At 71.1% G+C, this 16396-nt stretch carries 13 protein-coding genes; 7 read left to right on the top strand and 6 right to left on the bottom strand.

Features of this window, described 5'->3' with window-relative positions:
• Positions 1–63 precede the first annotated feature (63 nt).
• Entirely contained in the window at positions 64–1533 is a 1470-nt protein-coding gene (locus CLV67_RS19230) for an XRE family transcriptional regulator (protein WP_203737177.1), read from the bottom strand.
• 128 nt (positions 1534–1661) lie between these two features.
• Here CLV67_RS19230 and aceA point away from each other — a divergent pair, with 128 nt between their 5' ends.
• Complete coding sequence (gene aceA / locus CLV67_RS19225) at positions 1662–2945, top strand: isocitrate lyase (protein ID WP_106320227.1); 1284 nt, start codon at positions 1662–1664, stop codon at positions 2943–2945.
• Between the two features lie 29 nt (positions 2946–2974).
• Positions 2975–4600, top strand: coding sequence for a malate synthase A (gene aceB / locus CLV67_RS19220; protein WP_106320225.1), 1626 nt, complete (start codon positions 2975–2977; stop codon positions 4598–4600).
• Between the two features lie 121 nt (positions 4601–4721).
• Here the strand turns inward: aceB and CLV67_RS19215 are convergent, their stop codons facing one another.
• Positions 4722–5363 carry a 4a-hydroxytetrahydrobiopterin dehydratase gene (locus tag CLV67_RS19215; RefSeq protein ID WP_106320223.1) on the bottom strand — a complete coding sequence of 214 codons (642 nt, stop codon included), beginning with the start codon at positions 5361–5363 and terminating at the stop codon, positions 4722–4724.
• 53 nt (positions 5364–5416) lie between these two features.
• On the opposite strand from CLV67_RS19215, the gene CLV67_RS19210 reads away from it, so the two are divergent.
• The 3 genes from CLV67_RS19210 (at position 5417) to CLV67_RS19200 (ending at position 8469) form a co-directional block, all read left to right on the top strand.
• Positions 5417–6547, top strand: a complete 1131-nt coding sequence (locus CLV67_RS19210) for a sensor histidine kinase (protein WP_106320221.1) — start codon at positions 5417–5419, stop codon at positions 6545–6547.
• Positions 6544–7218 (top strand): response regulator, encoded by a 675-nt coding sequence (locus CLV67_RS19205; protein ID WP_106320218.1) that lies wholly within the window; start codon positions 6544–6546, stop codon positions 7216–7218. The genes CLV67_RS19210 and CLV67_RS19205 overlap by 4 nt, the downstream gene beginning before the upstream one ends.
• A gap of 75 nt (positions 7219–7293) precedes the next feature.
• Entirely contained in the window at positions 7294–8469 is a 1176-nt protein-coding gene (locus CLV67_RS19200) for an alpha/beta hydrolase (protein WP_106320216.1), read from the top strand.
• Between the two features lie 22 nt (positions 8470–8491).
• Here the strand turns inward: CLV67_RS19200 and CLV67_RS19195 are convergent, their stop codons facing one another.
• The gene (locus tag CLV67_RS19195) at positions 8492–8881 is read right to left on the bottom strand and encodes a hypothetical protein (RefSeq protein ID WP_106320214.1); all 390 of its coding nucleotides are present in this window, start codon (positions 8879–8881) and stop codon (positions 8492–8494) included.
• Positions 8882–9007: 126 nt separating this feature from the next.
• Positions 9008–9613: a hypothetical protein gene (locus CLV67_RS19190; protein ID WP_170153926.1), complete on the bottom strand. Its 606-nt coding sequence runs from the start codon at positions 9611–9613 to the stop codon at positions 9008–9010.
• Between the two features lie 92 nt (positions 9614–9705).
• On the opposite strand from CLV67_RS19190, the gene CLV67_RS19185 reads away from it, so the two are divergent.
• Entirely contained in the window at positions 9706–11094 is a 1389-nt protein-coding gene (locus CLV67_RS19185) for a sulfatase-like hydrolase/transferase (RefSeq protein ID WP_106320210.1), read from the top strand.
• On the opposite strand, the gene CLV67_RS19180 is transcribed toward CLV67_RS19185, so the two are convergent.
• Both CLV67_RS19180 and CLV67_RS51985 read right to left on the bottom strand, forming a co-directional pair.
• Positions 11085–11747, bottom strand: a complete 663-nt coding sequence (locus CLV67_RS19180; RefSeq protein WP_106320208.1) for a phosphatase PAP2 family protein — start codon at positions 11745–11747, stop codon at positions 11085–11087. The genes CLV67_RS19185 and CLV67_RS19180 overlap by 10 nt on opposite strands.
• Before the next feature lie 39 nt (positions 11748–11786).
• Entirely contained in the window at positions 11787–13559 is a 1773-nt protein-coding gene (locus CLV67_RS51985; RefSeq protein WP_106320206.1) for a methyl-accepting chemotaxis protein, read from the bottom strand.
• Positions 13560–13607: 48 nt separating this feature from the next.
• On the opposite strand from CLV67_RS51985, the gene CLV67_RS19170 reads away from it, so the two are divergent.
• Positions 13608–15875, top strand: a complete 2268-nt coding sequence (locus tag CLV67_RS19170; RefSeq protein ID WP_239166407.1) for a putative bifunctional diguanylate cyclase/phosphodiesterase — start codon at positions 13608–13610, stop codon at positions 15873–15875.
• Positions 15876–16396 lie beyond the last annotated feature (521 nt).

Raw genomic sequence — 16396 nt, 5'->3', positions numbered from 1 at the left:
CCGCCGCATGGCCCGAAACTACCGTCCACCTACGACGTTTCCGGTGTCATCCTGGGAGAACTCTCAGGCTCGGCGCTGCAGGAAGTCGTAGACGTCGCGGTTGTCGACGCCGGGGAAGGTGCCCGGCGGCAGGGCGGCCAGCAGGTGCGAGTGGACGCGGGCGCTCGGCCACGCGTTGCCGGCCCACCGGTCGATCAGCTCGGCCGGCGGGCGGCGGCAGCAGTCGGGGTCGGGGCAGTGCGAGACGGTACGCCCGGACACGTCACCACCACGGAACCAGCGGGCGTGTTCGTACGGCGTGCCGACGGTGACCGAGAACAGCCCGGAACCGGTCGCCTCCACGTGGACGGTGCACCAGTACGTGCCGGCGGTCGTGTCGGTGAACTGGTAGAACGACGAGTACGGGTCCTCGGCCTCGAACACGGTCCGCGACGCCCACTTGCGGCACACCGGCTGGCCCTCGATCGCGCCGGTCACGTCCGACGGGAAGCGGACGTTGTCGTTCTCGTACGCCTTGTAGACGATCCCGCTCTCGTGGACGCGCGCGAAGTGCACCGGGATGCCGAAGTGGTGCGTGGCCAGGTTGGTGAAGCGGTGCGCCGCCGTCTCGTAGGAGACCCCGAACGCGTCGCGGAAGTCGTCGATCGCGAGTGCCCGGTCGGTCTTGGCCTCGGCGAGGAAGTCGACGGCGAACTTCTCCGGCATGAGCAGTGCCGCCGCGAAGTAGTTGACCTCGACCCGCTGGCGCAGGAAGTCACCGTAGTCGGACGGGTCGTTGTGGCCGAGGACGAAGTGCCCGAGTGTCTGCAGCACGACGGCCCGAGGGTCGTGGCCCTTACCGCTGGCCACCTGTGGGAGATAAATTCTGCGGTTCTTCAGGTCGGTGACCGACCGGGTGGAGCTCGGCAGGTCGTTGACGTAGTGCAGGCTGAACCCGATCTGGGCGGCGATGTCGAGGATCCCGCGTTGCGACAGCGGGCCGGTCGTGTGGCGTACCGACTGAAGGACTTTCGCCGCCGCCGCCTCGATCTCGGCGAAGTAGTTGTCACGGCGGCGCATGTCCGCGCGTAGCTGCGCGTTGGCCCGCCGGGCCACCTCGGGTGTGGCGGTCTGCTCGGTGAGCACCCGGTTGAGCTCGCGATGCATGCCGATCAGTGACTCCAGCGCGTCGGCCGGCAGGCGCCGCCCCGCCCGTACGACCGGAAGGCCCAATGCCTGGTAGGCGGGGTTCTTCTGGAAGTGAGCGAGCTCGATCTCCAGGCCGGCGCGACGGCTCGGGGCCTCGGAACGGAGAAGATCCTGCATCGGTACGCCGAGCGCGCCGGCGATCGCCTGCAGCACCGACAGTTTGGGCTCCCGCTTGCCGTTCTCGATGAGCGACAGCTGCGACGGCGCGCGCCCGACGGCGTCGCTGAGCTGTTCGAGCGTCAGTCCGCGGGTGCGGCGCAGGTGCCGGAGACGTTGCCCGAGGGTGACGAGATCGACCGAAGGCTCGGGGCTCGCTGGAGAACCGAAAGAAGGTGAAGCGGTCACGGGTTTCACCCTAACAGAATTTTTGCACTTCTTTCCTTGGGAAGGGCCTTCAGGGGGGCTGGTGAGATCCGTGAGAGTGAAGTTCTTCCACGAGGAAGAACGCGACAGGGCAGGAAAGGGATTTTCCGATGACTGAGTTCGAGAACCGGGGCGGTACCGCTGAGGACCTCACCCGGGAGTGGGCGACCAACCCCCGCTGGGCCGGCATCAAGCGTGACTACACCGCGCAGGACGTCGTGCGGCTGCGGGGCACCCTGCAGGAGCGGCACACCCTGGCCGAGCGCGGCGCGGCGAAGCTGTGGGACCTGCTGCACACCGAGGACTACATCAACGCCCTCGGCTCGCTGACCGGTGGCCAGGCGACCCAGATGGTGCGCGCCGGCCTCAAGGCGATCTACCTGTCCGGCTGGCAGGTCGCCGCCGACGCGAACCTCTCCGGTCACACCTACCCCGACCAGTCGCTCTACCCGGCGAACTCGGTCCCCGCGGTCGTCCGGCGGATCAACAACGCGCTGCTGCGCGCCGACCAGATCGACACCTCGAACGGTAAGTACGAGCGCGACTGGTTCGCCCCGATCGTCGCTGACGCGGAGGCCGGCTTCGGTGGCCCGCTCAACGCGTTCGAGCTGATGAAGGGCATGATCGCGGCCGGCGCCGCCGGTGTGCACTGGGAGGACCAGCTCGCCAGCGAGAAGAAGTGCGGCCACCTCGGCGGCAAGGTGCTCATCCCGACCCAGCAGCACATCCGCACCCTCAACGCGGCCCGCCTCGCGGCCGACGTCGCCGGCGTGCCGACCCTGGTGATCGCCCGCACCGACGCCCTCGCGGCCGACCTGCTGACCACCGACGTCGACCCCCGTGACCAGCCGTTCGTGACCGGCGAGCGCACCTCCGAGGGCTTCTTCCGGGTCACCCCGGGCGACGACGCCGCGATCGCCCGCGGTGTCGCCTACGCCGACTACGCCGACATGCTGTGGGTCGAGACCGGCAAGCCGGACCTCGACTTCGCCCGCAAGTTCGCCGAGGCCGTGCACGCCAAGCACCCCGGCAAGCTGCTGTCGTACAACTGCTCGCCGTCGTTCAACTGGAAGAAGAACCTCGACGACGACACGATCGCGCGCTTCCAGAAGGAGCTCGGCGCGATGGGCTACAAGTTCCAGTTCGTCACCCTGGCCGGCTTCCACGCGCTCAACCACTCGATGTTCGAGCTGGCCCGCGGCTATGCCCAGACCGGCATGAGCGCCTACGTGAAGCTGCAGGAGGCCGAGTTCGCGGCCGAGGCCGACGGCTACACCGCCACCAAGCACCAGGCCGAGGTCGGCACCGGTTACTTCGACGCCGTCTCCACCGCTCTCAACCCGGACAGCTCCACCACGGCGCTGTCGGGTTCCACCGAGGCCGAGCAGTTCTGATCAGCGACAGCGACAGGTAGGTAGAGACAATGGGCGCCGAAGAGATCACCATCACCGGTACGACCGCAGGCCGTTACTCCGAGATCCTGACCGCTGAGGCCGTCGAGTTCATCGTGGCGCTTGACCGCGAGTTCGGCGCCCGCCGGGTGCAGCTGCTGGAGCGCCGCCGGCGCCGCCGGGCCACCCGTACGACCGACCTGGACTTCCTGTCCTCCACCCAGCACGTCCGGGACGACCTGTCCTGGCAGGTCGCCCCGGCCGCTGCTGACCTCACCGACCGGCGGGTCGAGATCACCGGCCCGCCGGAGCGGAAGATGACCATCAACGCCCTCAACTCGGGCGCGAAGGTCTGGATGGCCGACTTCGAAGACGCCACGTCGCCCACCTGGGACAACGTGATCCTGGGCCAGCTCAACCTGCGCGACGCGCTGGACGGCACCCTCGACTTCACCGCCCCGGACGGCAAGCGTTACGAGATCGGCTCGCAGATGCCGACGATCATGGTGCGGCCGCGTGGCTGGCACCTGCCGGAGTGTCACCTGCGCATCGGCGGCCGGGCCGTGTCGGCGTCGCTGTTCGACTTCGGTATGTACCTGTTCCACAGCGGGCAGAAGCAGATCGACCGGGGCAGCGGACCCTACTTCTACCTGCCGAAGCTGGAGTCGCACCTGGAGGCCCGCCTCTGGAACGACGTCTTCGTCTTCGCCCAGGAATACCTCGGCATCCCGCGCGGCACGATCCGGGCCACCGTCCTGATCGAGACGATCAACGCCGCGTTCGAGATGGAGGAGATCCTGTACGAGCTGCGCGAGCACTCGGCCGGCCTGAACGCGGGCCGCTGGGACTACCTGTTCAGCATGATCAAGAACCGTCCGGACGTGGTCCTGCCCGAGCGCTCGCAGGTCACCATGACGGCGCCGTTCATGCGGGCGTACACCGAACTGCTGGTCAAGACCTGCCACAAGCGCGGCGCCCACGCGATCGGCGGCATGGCCGCGGTCGTGCCGAGCCGTGACCCGGTCGCCGCGAAGCGGGCCCTCAACCAGGTCCGCCAGGACAAGCGGCGCGAGGTCGGCGACGGCTTCGACGGCTCCTGGGTCGCGCATCCGGGCCTCGTCGAGACCTGCCGCGAGGTGTTCGACCAGTGGCTCGGCGACGAGCCGCACCAGATCGTGCGCAAGCGCGACGACGTGCGGGTCACCGCCGCCGAACTGCTCGACGTCAAGTCCAGCTCGGTCACCGTCAGCGAGGTGGCACTGCGGACCAACGTCAGCGTGGCACTGCGCTACATCGCCGCGTGGCTGGGCGGCCGGGGCGCGGTGGCGCTCGGCGGCCTGATGGAGGACGCGGCGACCGCCGAGATCTGCCGGGCCCAGCTCTGGCAGTGGATCTCGTCGGGCACCCCCACCGACTACGGTGTGCCGGTCTCGGCGGTCCTGGTCGGCCGGATGCTCCGCGAGGAGCTCGATGTCCTCAGCGAGACCGGCGCCCTGGACGAGGAAGCGGCCCGTTGCTTCGGCCAGGCGCGGACTCTGCTGACGGTCCTGCTCTCCGAGCGGACCTGCCCGGAGTTCCTCACCCTGCCGGCATACCTACGGCACCTGTCGGGTGGGGTGGCGGCTCCGGCGACCGCTCAGGCTCCTGTCGCGGCCTGATCGGTTGAGGGCGGGGCGGCGTGGTCTCGGTCCACGCCGCCCCGTTCGCAGAGTTTCTCCGGCTGTCGCGCACCGCCTGTCTCACGGCACCTGAGACAGGCGGTGCGCGACAGCCGGAGTGCTACTCCCGCCCTTGCCAGGTGCACAGGCAGACCCGATTGCCCTCCGGGTCGGCCAGCACCCAGTAACTCGGCGCGTCCGCGTCACTGACCAGCGTGCCTCCGGCGGCCAGCGCCCGGTCGATGCGCGGCTGCACCTCGGACGGGTCCACCCACAGGTCCGGGTGCCAGCGCTGGCGCGGCTCCTCGCTCCCCGACTTCTGAAACCAGATCAACGGCACTTTCGCGTACGGGTCGAGCAGGTCGCCGTCGGCGTCGCGCGGATAACCCAGCACCGCCTCCCAGAAGTCCACCTGCGCCGGGAACGTCGGGCTGTCCAGCCCCAGCTCCAGCACCGTCAGGTCGTTCCCGTCCGCGGTGACCTCGACCGAGTCCGCCAGCTCGCTGATCGTCGCGGCCAGTCGCAGGTCCCGCTCGGTCACCCCGTGGACGTCGTGGCTTCTCAGCCGCACGTCCACATACGTGTACCGCAGATCCAGGTCGGGATGGTGATTCGCTGCCTCGGCCGCCGTGCCGATCGTGTTCACCAGCGCCAGCCCGGTCGCGAAGTCCCCGGTGCGCAGCCGGGTCCGCAGCGCGTTTCGCAGGTACACCCAGCCCCGCGGTGCCCGTTCGGTGATCTCCGGCCCAGTCAGCTTCGTCATGTCCTCATGCTCGCATCACGGGCGGGCTGCGGCCGCCTGTCAGGATGGGGCCCGTGCGTGTGATCGATCAGGTCCGTGGGCTGGTGGCGGTACGGGCTCAGCCGCTGCCGCCGATGGCGGGGGTGCGCGCGCTGCGGTGGCTGCCGCATGCGGGTGTCGTGGCCGGGGCGGGTGTGCTCGCACTGACCGGTGCGGACCAGCGGGCCATGATGCTGGCCGCCGTGCACGCGGTCACGCTGGTGGTCGCCCTGCGGTGGCCGGTTCCGGCGTGGTGGCTGTCGCTGGGCCTGCTCGCCGCCATCCCGGTGATGCACCCTCCCACACCGGCCAATCAGCTGTGGGCTCCGGTCGTACACGCCGGGGTGTTGTTCCTCCTGGCCCTGCGCAACCCGCCGGAAGTCGCGGCAGTGGCCGTGGTGGTCAGCGGTGTCGCGGTCGTGGGATCGGCGGAGGCCGTGTTCGCGCTGGTCCTGTTCGTGCTGGCCGCGGTCGCCGGTGGCGCCGGGTGGAGCCATCGGCGGACGCGCGAGCGGCTGGCGGAGGAGCGGGCGCAGCGCGTGCTGCTGGAGGAGCGGGCCCGGATCGCGCGGGAGCTGCACGACGTGGTCGCCCACCACATGTCGCTGGTGGCCATCCAGGCCGACGCCGCGCCGCACCGGGTCGCCGCGCCGCCGGAGGAGCTCGTCGCCGCGTTCGGCAGCATCCGGGCCGGTGCGCTGGAGGCGCTCAGGGAGTTGCGGCAGGTGCTCGGCGTGCTGCGCGACGGCGGTCCGGCACCGGACGGCCCGCAGCCCGGGCTGGACCAGCTCGACGACGTGGTCACGCAGGTCCGTGCGGCGGGGCTGGACGTGACCGCGACCGTCGGAGGCGCCGGCCGGAGCCTGCCGCCGAGTGTGGAGCTGTCGGCGTTCCGGATCGTGCAGGAGGCGCTGAGCAACGCGCTGCGGCACGCTCCGGGGTCCCGTGCGACCGTCGGCATCGCGCACTCGGATGCGGGGCTCCGCGTGCACGTCGTCAACGGGCCCGCGGCGGTCTCGGCCGGAAGGACGGCCGGCGGCGGGCACGGCCTGCTCGGGATGCGGGAACGCGTCGCGATGCTCGGCGGTGAGCTGGCCGCCGGACCCACACCGGACGGCGGCTACGAGGTGTCCGCCCTGCTACCCGTCGAGGAGAACCCGCGATGACGATCCGTGTGCTGATCGCCGACGACCAGGCCATGGTCCGGGAGGCGTTCTCGATCCTGCTCGACGCCCAGCCCGGCATCACGGTGGTGGGCACCGCGGCCGACGGGCTCGAGGCGGTCGAGCGGGCCGCCGAACTGCGTCCCGACGTGATCGTGATGGACATCCGGATGCCGCGGCTGGGCGGCATCGAGGCCACCCGCCGGATCGCCGCCGACCCCGGCCTCGACGCCCGGGTGCTGGTGCTGACGACCTTCGACCTGGACGAGTACGTCTACGAGGCGCTGCGCGCCGGAGCCAGCGGGTTCCTGCTCAAGGACGCCTCCGGGGTGCAGCTGGCCGAGGCGATCCGGGTCGCGCACGCCGGTGACGCCATCCTGTCACCGGCCGTGACCAGGCGCCTGATCGCCGAGTTCGCGCGCCTCGGCGGTCCCCGGCGGGCGCCCGCCACGGCCCGTGCCGAGCGGCTCACCGAACGGGAGAACGAGGTGCTGGCCCTGGTCGCGCAGGGGCTGTCGAACGCCGAGATCGCCGCCGGGCTCGTGGTGGCCGAGCAGACCGTGAAGACGCACGTGGGCCGCATCCTGACCAAACTTCAGCTTCGCGACCGTACGCAGGCCGCGGTCTTCGCCTATGAGACGGGCATCGTCAGGCCCGGGCGTGTCGACCTGTAGTACCTGAGAGGTACGCCTCGACCTGGCTCCCCGGCGTGACGCCCGCGCGCGGGTCCCGCACCTAGCGTCGCGTCCATGAGATTCGACCTTCGCACGCCGGTCGGGGTGGTGTTCGCCGTCGCCGGTTCCCTGCTCGGTTTCCTGGCCGCGGCCATCGTGCTCGGTGCCTGGTTCCCGGCGATACCCAAGGCCGGGATCGCCGGCCCGGTGCTGGCCGGTCAGTGGCCGTTCCACATCGTGATTCTCGCGTTGATGGGGACCGCCTGCGGACTGATCGCCCGGTGGGCAGGTCTGGTCCGGTGGGGCCGGGCGCTCACCGTGATCACGGCGGCCGCCGCGGCGGGCGTGCTCGTCATCGCCGGCCTCCAGATCCGGGACGCCGTCCGCGCCGGTGCCGACCTGTCCGTGGGCGACATCTTCACCCAGCTCGCCTATCCCGGCGTCACGCCCGACGAGTCGACGGTCTACGCCAGCCCCGGCGGGCAGCCGCTCACCGTCGACGCCTACCTCCCCGAGGTGGCGCCGGGCACCACCGCACCCGCTGTCGTGTTCGCTCACGCGGGTGGCTTCCGGACCTTCGACAAAAGCGACCTCCGGGGTACGGCACGCTGGCTCGCCGACCACGGTGTGGCGGCCTACGCCATCGACTACCGGCTGGCCACCGCGACCACGCCGACCTGGGACAAGGCGCCGCAGGACGTGGTGTGCGCGCTCGGCTGGGTGCACGCGAACGCGACCCGGCACCGCGTGGACGCGGGCCGGATCTCGCTGGGTGGCATGTCCGCCGGCGGCGTCCTCGCCCTGAACGCGGCGTACCGCCTGCACGACCGCACCATCACGTCACCCTGCGGTTCCACTCCGGCCCCGCCCGCCTCGGCCATCGGGTTCTATCCCGGGTTCGACGTCGAGCAGATGTGGAGCATCAACGTGGACGGCAGCCGCGAGGCGGCGACCTGGTTCACCGGCGGCACGCCCGCCGAGCACCCGGAGCGCTACCGCGAGGTGTCACCGAGCGCGCACGTCACGCCCGGCCTCATGCCGACGTTGCTGGTCGTCGGCGACCGGGACCGTGGTGTCGCCGTCCCGGCGGTCGAGGAGTTCGGGGCGGTGCTGGCCCGCAGCGGCGCCGAGGTCCGGGTCGAGACGCTGGCCTTCGGTGTCCACGCGTTCGACGACGCCTACGGCAGCATCGCGGCCCAGACCAGCCGGCAGATCCTGCTCGACTTCCTGACCCGGCCGACCCGGGGCTGAGCACCCCGGGCCGGCGCGGTCGTCAGGGCAGATACCAGCCGGTGGCGTAGGTGTTCCAGGCCAGCCGGTACTTGTTGATCGTCGAGAAGTGCCGGTAGGCGCACTGGTTGTAGTTCGGGCTCGACACCGCGACCACGCCGCTCGCGCCCGCGTCGAACCGGCCGGTCACCACATAGCCGTCCGAATGCCGGTCGCAGACCTCGACGTTCCAGCCGGCGCTGGGGTGCGCGGTGACCGTGATCCGGCCGACCAGGATGGTTCCCGCGTCGTTGTAGAGCGACAAGATGCTGCCCGCCCCGTAGGGCTGGTAGCTCGGTGCGACGGCGAGCGCCGGCGTCGCCACCGCGGCCGCGCCGAACACCCCCGCCAGGACCACCGCCACCACTCGCTTCGACAGGCTGGTGATGCGCATCCGATTCCTCCTTCCCGGTCGCTCCCTCGGCGACCGGCGGACTCCACGTTGGATTCCGGAGGGTGGGCCGGGCAATGCGTAGATGTCCCTGACCTGGGCGTATCTGTCCCCTCAGACAGATAGCCGTCAGCCGGGGGCGGACGGCCGGATCGGGCCCGTCCGGGGCGCGGGCGGGGCCGGGGGAGGCGGCGCCGCGGGGGTGTCGAGGCGGGCCGTGAGCCAGGCGCGGAGGTGGGCCGTCTCGGCGCGGGCGAGGCGTTCGCCGCCCGCGGTGATGCCGACCAGGACCGCCAGGACGACGGCGACCACGAGCAGGGCGGCCAGGGACTGCCGGACCGGGCCGCCGGTGGTCAGCGATCGGCCGGCGAAGCCGAGGATGGCGAACCAGAGGAACGCCAGGCCGCCACTCAGGGTGGCGGTGAGCAGACGGACGGACGGCCGCCAGCCCAGACGGCCCTCGAGACGGCTGCCGGATCCGTCCGGTACGAACCGGGCGTACAGGTGGGTCCGGAAATCGTTGCTCATGTGCGGGCGGGCGGCGCAGATCCGGATGCCACGGTCGTCGGCCCGGCCGAGGATCACGAAGTCCGCATCGGCCAGCAGTTCGCGGGAGACGAGGTGGCGGCGGCGGGCATCGATGCCGTCGTGAATGTGCCGGAGTGCGGCGCCGGGCGGTAGCGGGCAGGGCTGGGAGACGCGCTCGGTGCGCCAGGCCGTGATCCATCGAAGCACGAACACAGTGTCCCGCATTCCGACAATTCCTTTGCTCCTATCGGCCCGGTAGGTAATGTGCGGTTCGCCTTCCTCGATCCACAGGAGATGACGTGACCAGTAGTGGGACCACCCGCCGCGGGGTCTTCGGCGTGCTCGCCGGAGCCGCCGCCGCGACCGCCATCCCCGCCGAGGCCTCCGCCGCCGAGCGGTCCTTCCAGGCGGTGCCGGGCCGCTCGAAGCGCCCGAACATCCTCTTCATCCTCGCCGACGACCTCGGCTGGGGTGACCTGAGCAGCTACGGCTCGCCGCTCATCGAGACGCCGAACCTGGACCGGCTGGCCCGTGCCGGCGTGCGGTTCACCAATGGGTACTCGGCCGGCGCGGTCTGCTCGCCCACCCGCGTCGCGCTCTACACCGGACGGTTCCCGGGACGCACCCCCGGCGGCCTGCCCGAGCCGATCGGCGCCGCCAACGCCACCGACGGCATCCCGGCCGCCCACCCGACGCTGCCCTCGCTGCTCAAGGCCGCGGGCTACGCCACCGCGCTGATCGGCAAGTGGCACGGCGGGTTCCTGCCGCACTTCAGCCCGCTGCGCAGCGGCTTCGACGAGTTCTTCGGCAACTACTCCGGCGGCGTCGACTACTACTCCAAGTACAGCCACACCGGCAAGTACGACCTGTACGAGGGGGAGACGCCGGTCGAGAACGACGGGCGCTACTACACCGACGTCATCGCCGACCGGGCCGAGGCGTTCGTGCGGCGCACCCACGACAGGCCGTGGCTGCTGCACCTCAACTTCACCAGCCCGCACTGGCCGTGGGAGGCGCCGGGCGACACCGCGGTCAGCGAGGAGATCACCGCCAGGATCAAGGCCGGCAACGCGCAGGCCATCTTCCACAACGACGGCGGCTCGCTGGAGACGTACAAGAAGATGGTCGAAAATCTTGACCAGCGGATCGGGCAGGTGCTCGGCGCTCTGCGGAAGACCGGCCAGGAACGCGACACCCTGGTGATCTTCCAGAGCGACAACGGCGGCGAGCGGTTCTCCTACAACTGGCCGCTCACCGGCAACAAGGCCAGCCTCAGCGAGGGCGGCATCCGGGTGCCCACCATCGTCCGGTGGCCGGCCCGGATCCGCTCCGGCCAGGTCAGCCACGAGCCGGTCGTCACCCACGACTGGACCGCCACGCTACTGGAGATCGCCGGGGCGAAACCGCACCCCGACTACCCGCTCGACGGCGCCAGCTTCGCCGGATACCTGCTGCGCGGCGCGGACGCCCCGGAGAGGGACCTTTTCTGGCGTACGAGGTCCGGGCGCGCGCTGCGGCGGGGGAGGTACAAGTACCTGCGGCTCACGGCGACCGGCGCCGACGCGCTGTACGACATCGAGACCGACCCGCGAGAGCAAGCCAACCTCGCCGCCAGGCAGCCGGCGCTGACCGCCGAACTGCGGGCCCGGTGGGAGGAGATCGACGCCCCGCTGCTGCGTTACAGCTGACGAACCGGCTCGCCGTCCGGCACCCGCTGCGGGGTCCGGGCGGCGAACCGCCGGAAGACGGCCAGCGTGATCGCCGGGACCGCGGCGCCCAGCAAAAGACCGGCGATCACGTCACTGGTCCAGTGCACGCCGAGGAAGACGCGTGTCAGCGCCGTGATCGGCGGGATGATCCAGAGCCACCCGAGCCTCGGAAACACGGCCACGAAGACGGCCACGCCCAGCACGCTGTTCAGGGCGTGCCCCGAGGGGAACGCATAGCCGACGGCGGAGGCCACCGCCTCCGGCAGCTCGGGCCGGGCCCGTTCGAACAGCAGTTTCAGCAGGCCACCGAGCAGGCCACCGGCGATCATCGTCACCGCCACCCACGCCGCGGTCCGCCTGGCCCGGCGACGGACCAGCCAGATCACCAGCACGAGAGCGGCGGCCCGGAAGACGTTCGGGTGGAAGAGATACGTCAGCCAGGTCATCACGGTGGTCAGGAGCGGGCTCGCGTTGGCGGCCTGATTCAGCGCGTCCGTCACATCCCGGTCGAACTCGTGCAGTGGCTCCCAGCCACCGGACACGAGCACCGCGATCAGGGCGAACGGGATCAGCGGCAGAACCGCCACCAGGGCGACTGCGCCGGCTCGTAACTCGGGAAGATCAGGCCGCATGACGAACCATTACCCCACAGCCAACCTGCGAAGCTCCTGTCAGAACAACTCGAGCCCGCTGCCCGTTCCGTCCGGGCGGTCGGTCAGGCGGGTGCGATCGGTGGAGAAGTCGTTGATCTGGCCGATCGCGTTCTGCACCTGATCGACGAGCCCGGTGATCGTCTGGTGCTGCGCGTCGGCCACCGCCCGGACCTGGCCGATCGCCGCCCGTACGCTCGCGATGGTGTCCGTCATCGTGGCCACCGCGCCGGACACGTCCGTTGCCGTGCTGGTCAGCGTGTTCAGCGTGGCGGTGATCCGCTCGGTGGACTCGGCCGTGTCGTCGGCCAGTTTGCGCACCTCGTCGGCCACCACGGCGAACCCGAGCCCGGCGTGCCCGGCCCTGGCCGCCTCGATCGTCGCGTTCAGCGCCAGCATCCGGGTCTGCCCGGCGATCGACGCGATCATCGCCACCATCTCCCGGGTCGCCGGCAGGCTCACCGTGAGCGCCTCGGCCGCCTGATCGGCCGTCGCCGCGTGGTCGGCCATCTGCTCGGTGGCCGAGTGCGCGGCCACCGCCCCGGTGTTGATGTCCTGCACCGAGGCCTTCACCGCGTCCACCCCGCGGACCGCGTCACCCAGCTGGTACGCCACCCCGCCGATGATCTGCTCCGACTCGGCCTCCACCCGGCGCAGCATCTCCTCCCGCTGCGCCCCGCGCTCCCGCGCCTCCCGCTCACGTTCGCGCACCTCACGGGCCCGCAGCTCGGCCAATTCGGCGGCGTGCCGGTCGATCGCGGCGAGCATGTCGTTGATCGCGGCGGCGACCACGTTGATGTCGGCGTCGTCGGACGGCGGCACCCGCAGCGTCAGGTCCCGGGAACTCATGATCTTCTCGGTGGTACGCCGTAGCGGCTTCACGTGATGGCGCACCGCCCGGCGCATCGCCATGCTGATCGCCGCGCCCGCTATCGTCACCGCCACCAGCACCGCGACGCCCAGCCGGAGCAGCGTGGCGTGGGCCTGGGCGTGGATCGGCCGCTCGTTGAGGCCCTCGAAGGTGACCGGCACCCCGTCCACACCGGTGAGAGTGCAGGCCACCGCGATCGCGTCGTCCACCAGCGCGGTCGTCACCGTGATCGTGCCGAACATGCTGTCCAGCTCGCGGAGCACCACAGCGTCCTCGCGCGGATCCGGCCGCATGGTGATCTCGTCGTCGGTCTGTCCCGCCAGCGCCGCCAGGCCCGCCTCGTCCAGCTCGCGGAACACCAGCAGGTGGCCGTTCGACGGTCCGGCGCCCTCGTCCCGGTAAACCGGGAAGCTGCAGAACTCGGTCGGCGTGCCGGTCACACTCGTCAGCCCGCACTTCGACTCGCCCGGCTCGCCGTCGCGCAGGTACGCCGACAGCGTGGCCGGGTCGTCCAGCGGTGCCGGAGCGGGGGCGTATTCCGTACCCGAGATCTTCCCGCCCGCCCGGATCCGGCCGTCCTTGCCGGCCACCATCGCGCCGGAGATGCCGTACTGGTCCGACAGCACATCCGGTGGCAGGTCGATCGTGAACTGGCGGGCGTCGCCGGCCGCCACGTTCTCGTACAGCTCGGTCCAGATCGAGTTGGTCACGCCGAAGTCACGCAACCGCTGCGCCTGGGCGCTGATCGCGACCCGCAGCTCCTCGCCCTCCCGGCCCACCTCGGCGCGCTCCACCCGGTCGAACGCCGACACCGTCACCAGGTAGACCGGCACCCCGAGGATGACCAGCATGGCCGCGACCAGACCCAGCACCGGAAGTAATTCGCCACGGTGCAGTGCCGCGGCCGGCCGGAATCGCCCCACACGGGTCTGTTCGGCTCGAACCGGGACCCTCTGAGGCCGGATTCTCAAGTGACCGCGGTCACGGACGATGCGGAGGTCGTGCTGAAGCGGGTGCCGTTGTGGGCGGGCTGGCTGGTGGTGGCTGCCACCGCCGCTCTCTGTTTCCCGTTGGTGCCCGATGACACCGTGCCGGCCAAGATCTACGTCAACACGGTGGGCCTGTCGTCGGTGGCCGTCATGATCGTCGGCATCGTGCGCAACCGGCCCGGGCACTGGCGGGCGTGGGCGCTGTTCGCGGCCGGGGTGCTGACCTTCGTCTCGGGCGACATCACCTACGACGTGACCGAGCTGCGGCTCGGCGAGTACCCGTATCCGTACTGGGCCGACCTGCTCTACCTGTGCGCGTACCCGCTGCTCTGGGCGTCGCTGTCGAAACTCGGCCGCGGCCACGGCGACCGGGAGCGCGGCGGCCTCATCGACGCGGCGATCATCTCGACCGGCATCGGCCTGATCTTCTGGGTGTGGGTGGTCGGCCCCACCCTCTCCGACGCCGGGGCGCCCCTGCTGGAGCGGCTCGTCACCATCGGGTACCCGCTGGCCGACGTGCTGCTGACCGCAGGCGTCGCCCGGATGCTGACCCGGCCCGGCAACCGTACCCCCAGCCTGCGGCTGCTCGCCGTCGGCTCGGTCATCATGCTGACCTGCGACCTGATTTACACGACCATGTCCAGCACGGCCGAGTACACCGGCGGTTTCGTCGACTCCGGCTTCCTGATGGCCTACGCGTGCTGGGGCGCCGCCGCCCTGCACCCGTCCATGCGGCAGCGCCCCGACACCGTCCTCGACGTGCACCGGATCGGCGCCCGGCGGCTCGCCGTCCTCGCCGCGTTCACGCTGATCGCCCCCGGCCTGCTGTTCCTGCAGGGCACCGGCGACCCGGCCGGCATCGACTGGGCGGCTCTCGGCACCGGCGCGGTGGTGATGTTCCTGCTGGTGGTGCTGCGGATGTGGGGTCTCGTCCAGTACGTCAAGGTGCAGGCGTCCCGGCTCGGCGACCTCGCCATGCACGACGCGCTGACAGGCCTCGCCAACCGCCGCTCGTTCGAGGAGCGGCTCGGCAAGGCCGTCACCGCCGGCGCACCCACCGTGCTGCTGCTCGACCTCAACGGCTTCAAGGCCGTCAACGACCGGTTCGGCCACGCCGTCGGCGACGAACTCCTGGCCGTCGTCGCGAAACGGATCGCCGCCGAACTCCCGCCCGGCGCGGTGGCGGCGCGGATGGGCGGCGACGAGTTCGCCGTCATGCTGCCCCGCGACATCGGCGACGAATGCGCGGTACGCCTACGCGCGGCCATCCACCAGCCGATCCTGGCCGGCGGCCACGACCTGCTCGTCGGCGCCAGCATCGGCATCGCCGACGGCACCGACCCGGTCGAGGTGCTGCGCCGCGCCGACGTCGCCATGTACGCGGCCAAGTCCGACGGTGGCCGGCACCGCCGCTACTCCACCGACCTGGACCGGGGCAACGACGAGGAGGCCCGGCTCGGCGCCGAGCTGCGCACCGCCCTCGACAACGGCGAGTTCCACATGGTCTACCAGCCCATCGTCGAACTGCCGACCGGTAACTGCGTGGCCGTCGAGAGCCTCGTGCGCTGGTGGCGCCCGGACCGCGGCTACGTGAGCCCCGACGTGTTCATCCCGGTCGCCGAACGCACCGGACTCATCGTCGAGCTGGGCGAGTGGATCCTCCGGACGACCTGCCTGCAATACGCCGACTGGTGGCGCAACGGCGTTGCGCCGTACCGCTTCGGCGTCAACATCTCCGCCCGCCAGCTGGCCGAACCCGGCTTCGTCGGCGTGGTCGCCGCCATCCTCGCCGAGACCGGCGTCCACCCGGCCCGTCTCATCGTCGAGGTCACCGAGACCGCGGTCTTCGGTGGCGGCGCCGCGGTCCGGGCCGTCCGCGAGCTCACCGAGCTCGGCGTCGAGATCGCGCTCGACGACTTCGGCACCGGCCACAGCTCGCTCGGGCTCCTGCAGACCCTGCCGGTCCGCATCCTGAAGGTCGACAAGTCCTTCGTCGAGAACGTCACCATGGCCGGCCGCCACGCCGTCATCGCCACCTCGCTCATCCACGTGGCGAACGGCCTGGGCCTGGTCGCCGTGGCCGAGGGTGTCGAGACCGCCGAGCAGGCGGCCGAGCTGTACCGCCTCGGATACCGGCGCGCGCAGGGCTACCACTTCGGCCGCCCGGCCATGGCCCAGCTGACCTCCGTCCCCGCCGCCGCCCGCACCTCCGTCCCCGCCGCCTCCGTCCCCGCCGTCCCCGCCGGCTGACGTGCCGCGGTCGGTCTCAGCTGGCGCTCGCCCGCCTCTTGGCCGTCGTCCCCGCCGCCCTTGGGCGACCCGCGGCCCGATTCCGACCGCAGTTCACCACGCTGCGGGCAGCGCTTGCGTGTGTGGTGAGGTGCGGTTTGCGGGTGGGCGCAGGTCACCACGTTGTCTGCCTGGGCGCGCCCGTGTGGTGACTTTCGGTTTGCGGGTGGGTGCAGGTCACCACGCTGCGGGCAGCGCTTGCGTGTGTGGTGAGGTGCGGTTTGCGGGTGGGCGCAGGTCACCACGCTGTCTGCCTGAGCGCGCCCGTGTGGTGACTTTCGGTTTGCGGGTGGGTGCAGGTCACCACGCTGCGGGCAGCGCTTGCGTGTGTGGTGAGGTGCGGTTTGCGGGTGGGCGCAGGTCACCACGCTGTCTGCCCGGGCGCGCCCGTGTGGTGACTTTTGGCGTGCGGGTGGGTGCAGGTCACCACGTTGCGGGCGGCTGGGCGCAGCGTGGTGAGGTGCGGTTTGCGGGTGGGCGCA

This window comes from Actinoplanes italicus (genome assembly GCF_003001815.1).
In the GTDB taxonomy this organism is placed as follows: Bacteria; Actinomycetota; Actinomycetes; order Mycobacteriales; family Micromonosporaceae; genus Actinoplanes; species Actinoplanes italicus.
The sequence above is the reverse complement of the archived record's forward strand: the minus strand, read 5'-3'. Positions and strand labels throughout refer to the sequence as shown.

What these genes read in the sequence shown, in the direction of transcription:
- aceA (WP_106320227.1), top strand. Translation starts at nt 1,662, where the DNA reads ATGACTGAGTTCGAGAACCGGGGCGGTACCGCTGAGGACCTCACCCGG.
- CLV67_RS19215 (WP_106320223.1), bottom strand. Translation starts at nt 5,363, where the DNA reads ATGACGAAGCTGACTGGGCCGGAGATCACCGAACGGGCACCGCGGGGC.
- CLV67_RS19205 (WP_106320218.1), top strand. Translation starts at nt 6,544, where the DNA reads ATGACGATCCGTGTGCTGATCGCCGACGACCAGGCCATGGTCCGGGAG.
- aceB (WP_106320225.1), top strand. Translation starts at nt 2,975, where the DNA reads ATGGGCGCCGAAGAGATCACCATCACCGGTACGACCGCAGGCCGTTAC.
- CLV67_RS19195 (WP_106320214.1), bottom strand. Translation starts at nt 8,881, where the DNA reads ATGCGCATCACCAGCCTGTCGAAGCGAGTGGTGGCGGTGGTCCTGGCG.
- CLV67_RS19180 (WP_106320208.1), bottom strand. Translation starts at nt 11,747, where the DNA reads ATGCGGCCTGATCTTCCCGAGTTACGAGCCGGCGCAGTCGCCCTGGTG.
- CLV67_RS19200 (WP_106320216.1), top strand. Translation starts at nt 7,294, where the DNA reads ATGAGATTCGACCTTCGCACGCCGGTCGGGGTGGTGTTCGCCGTCGCC.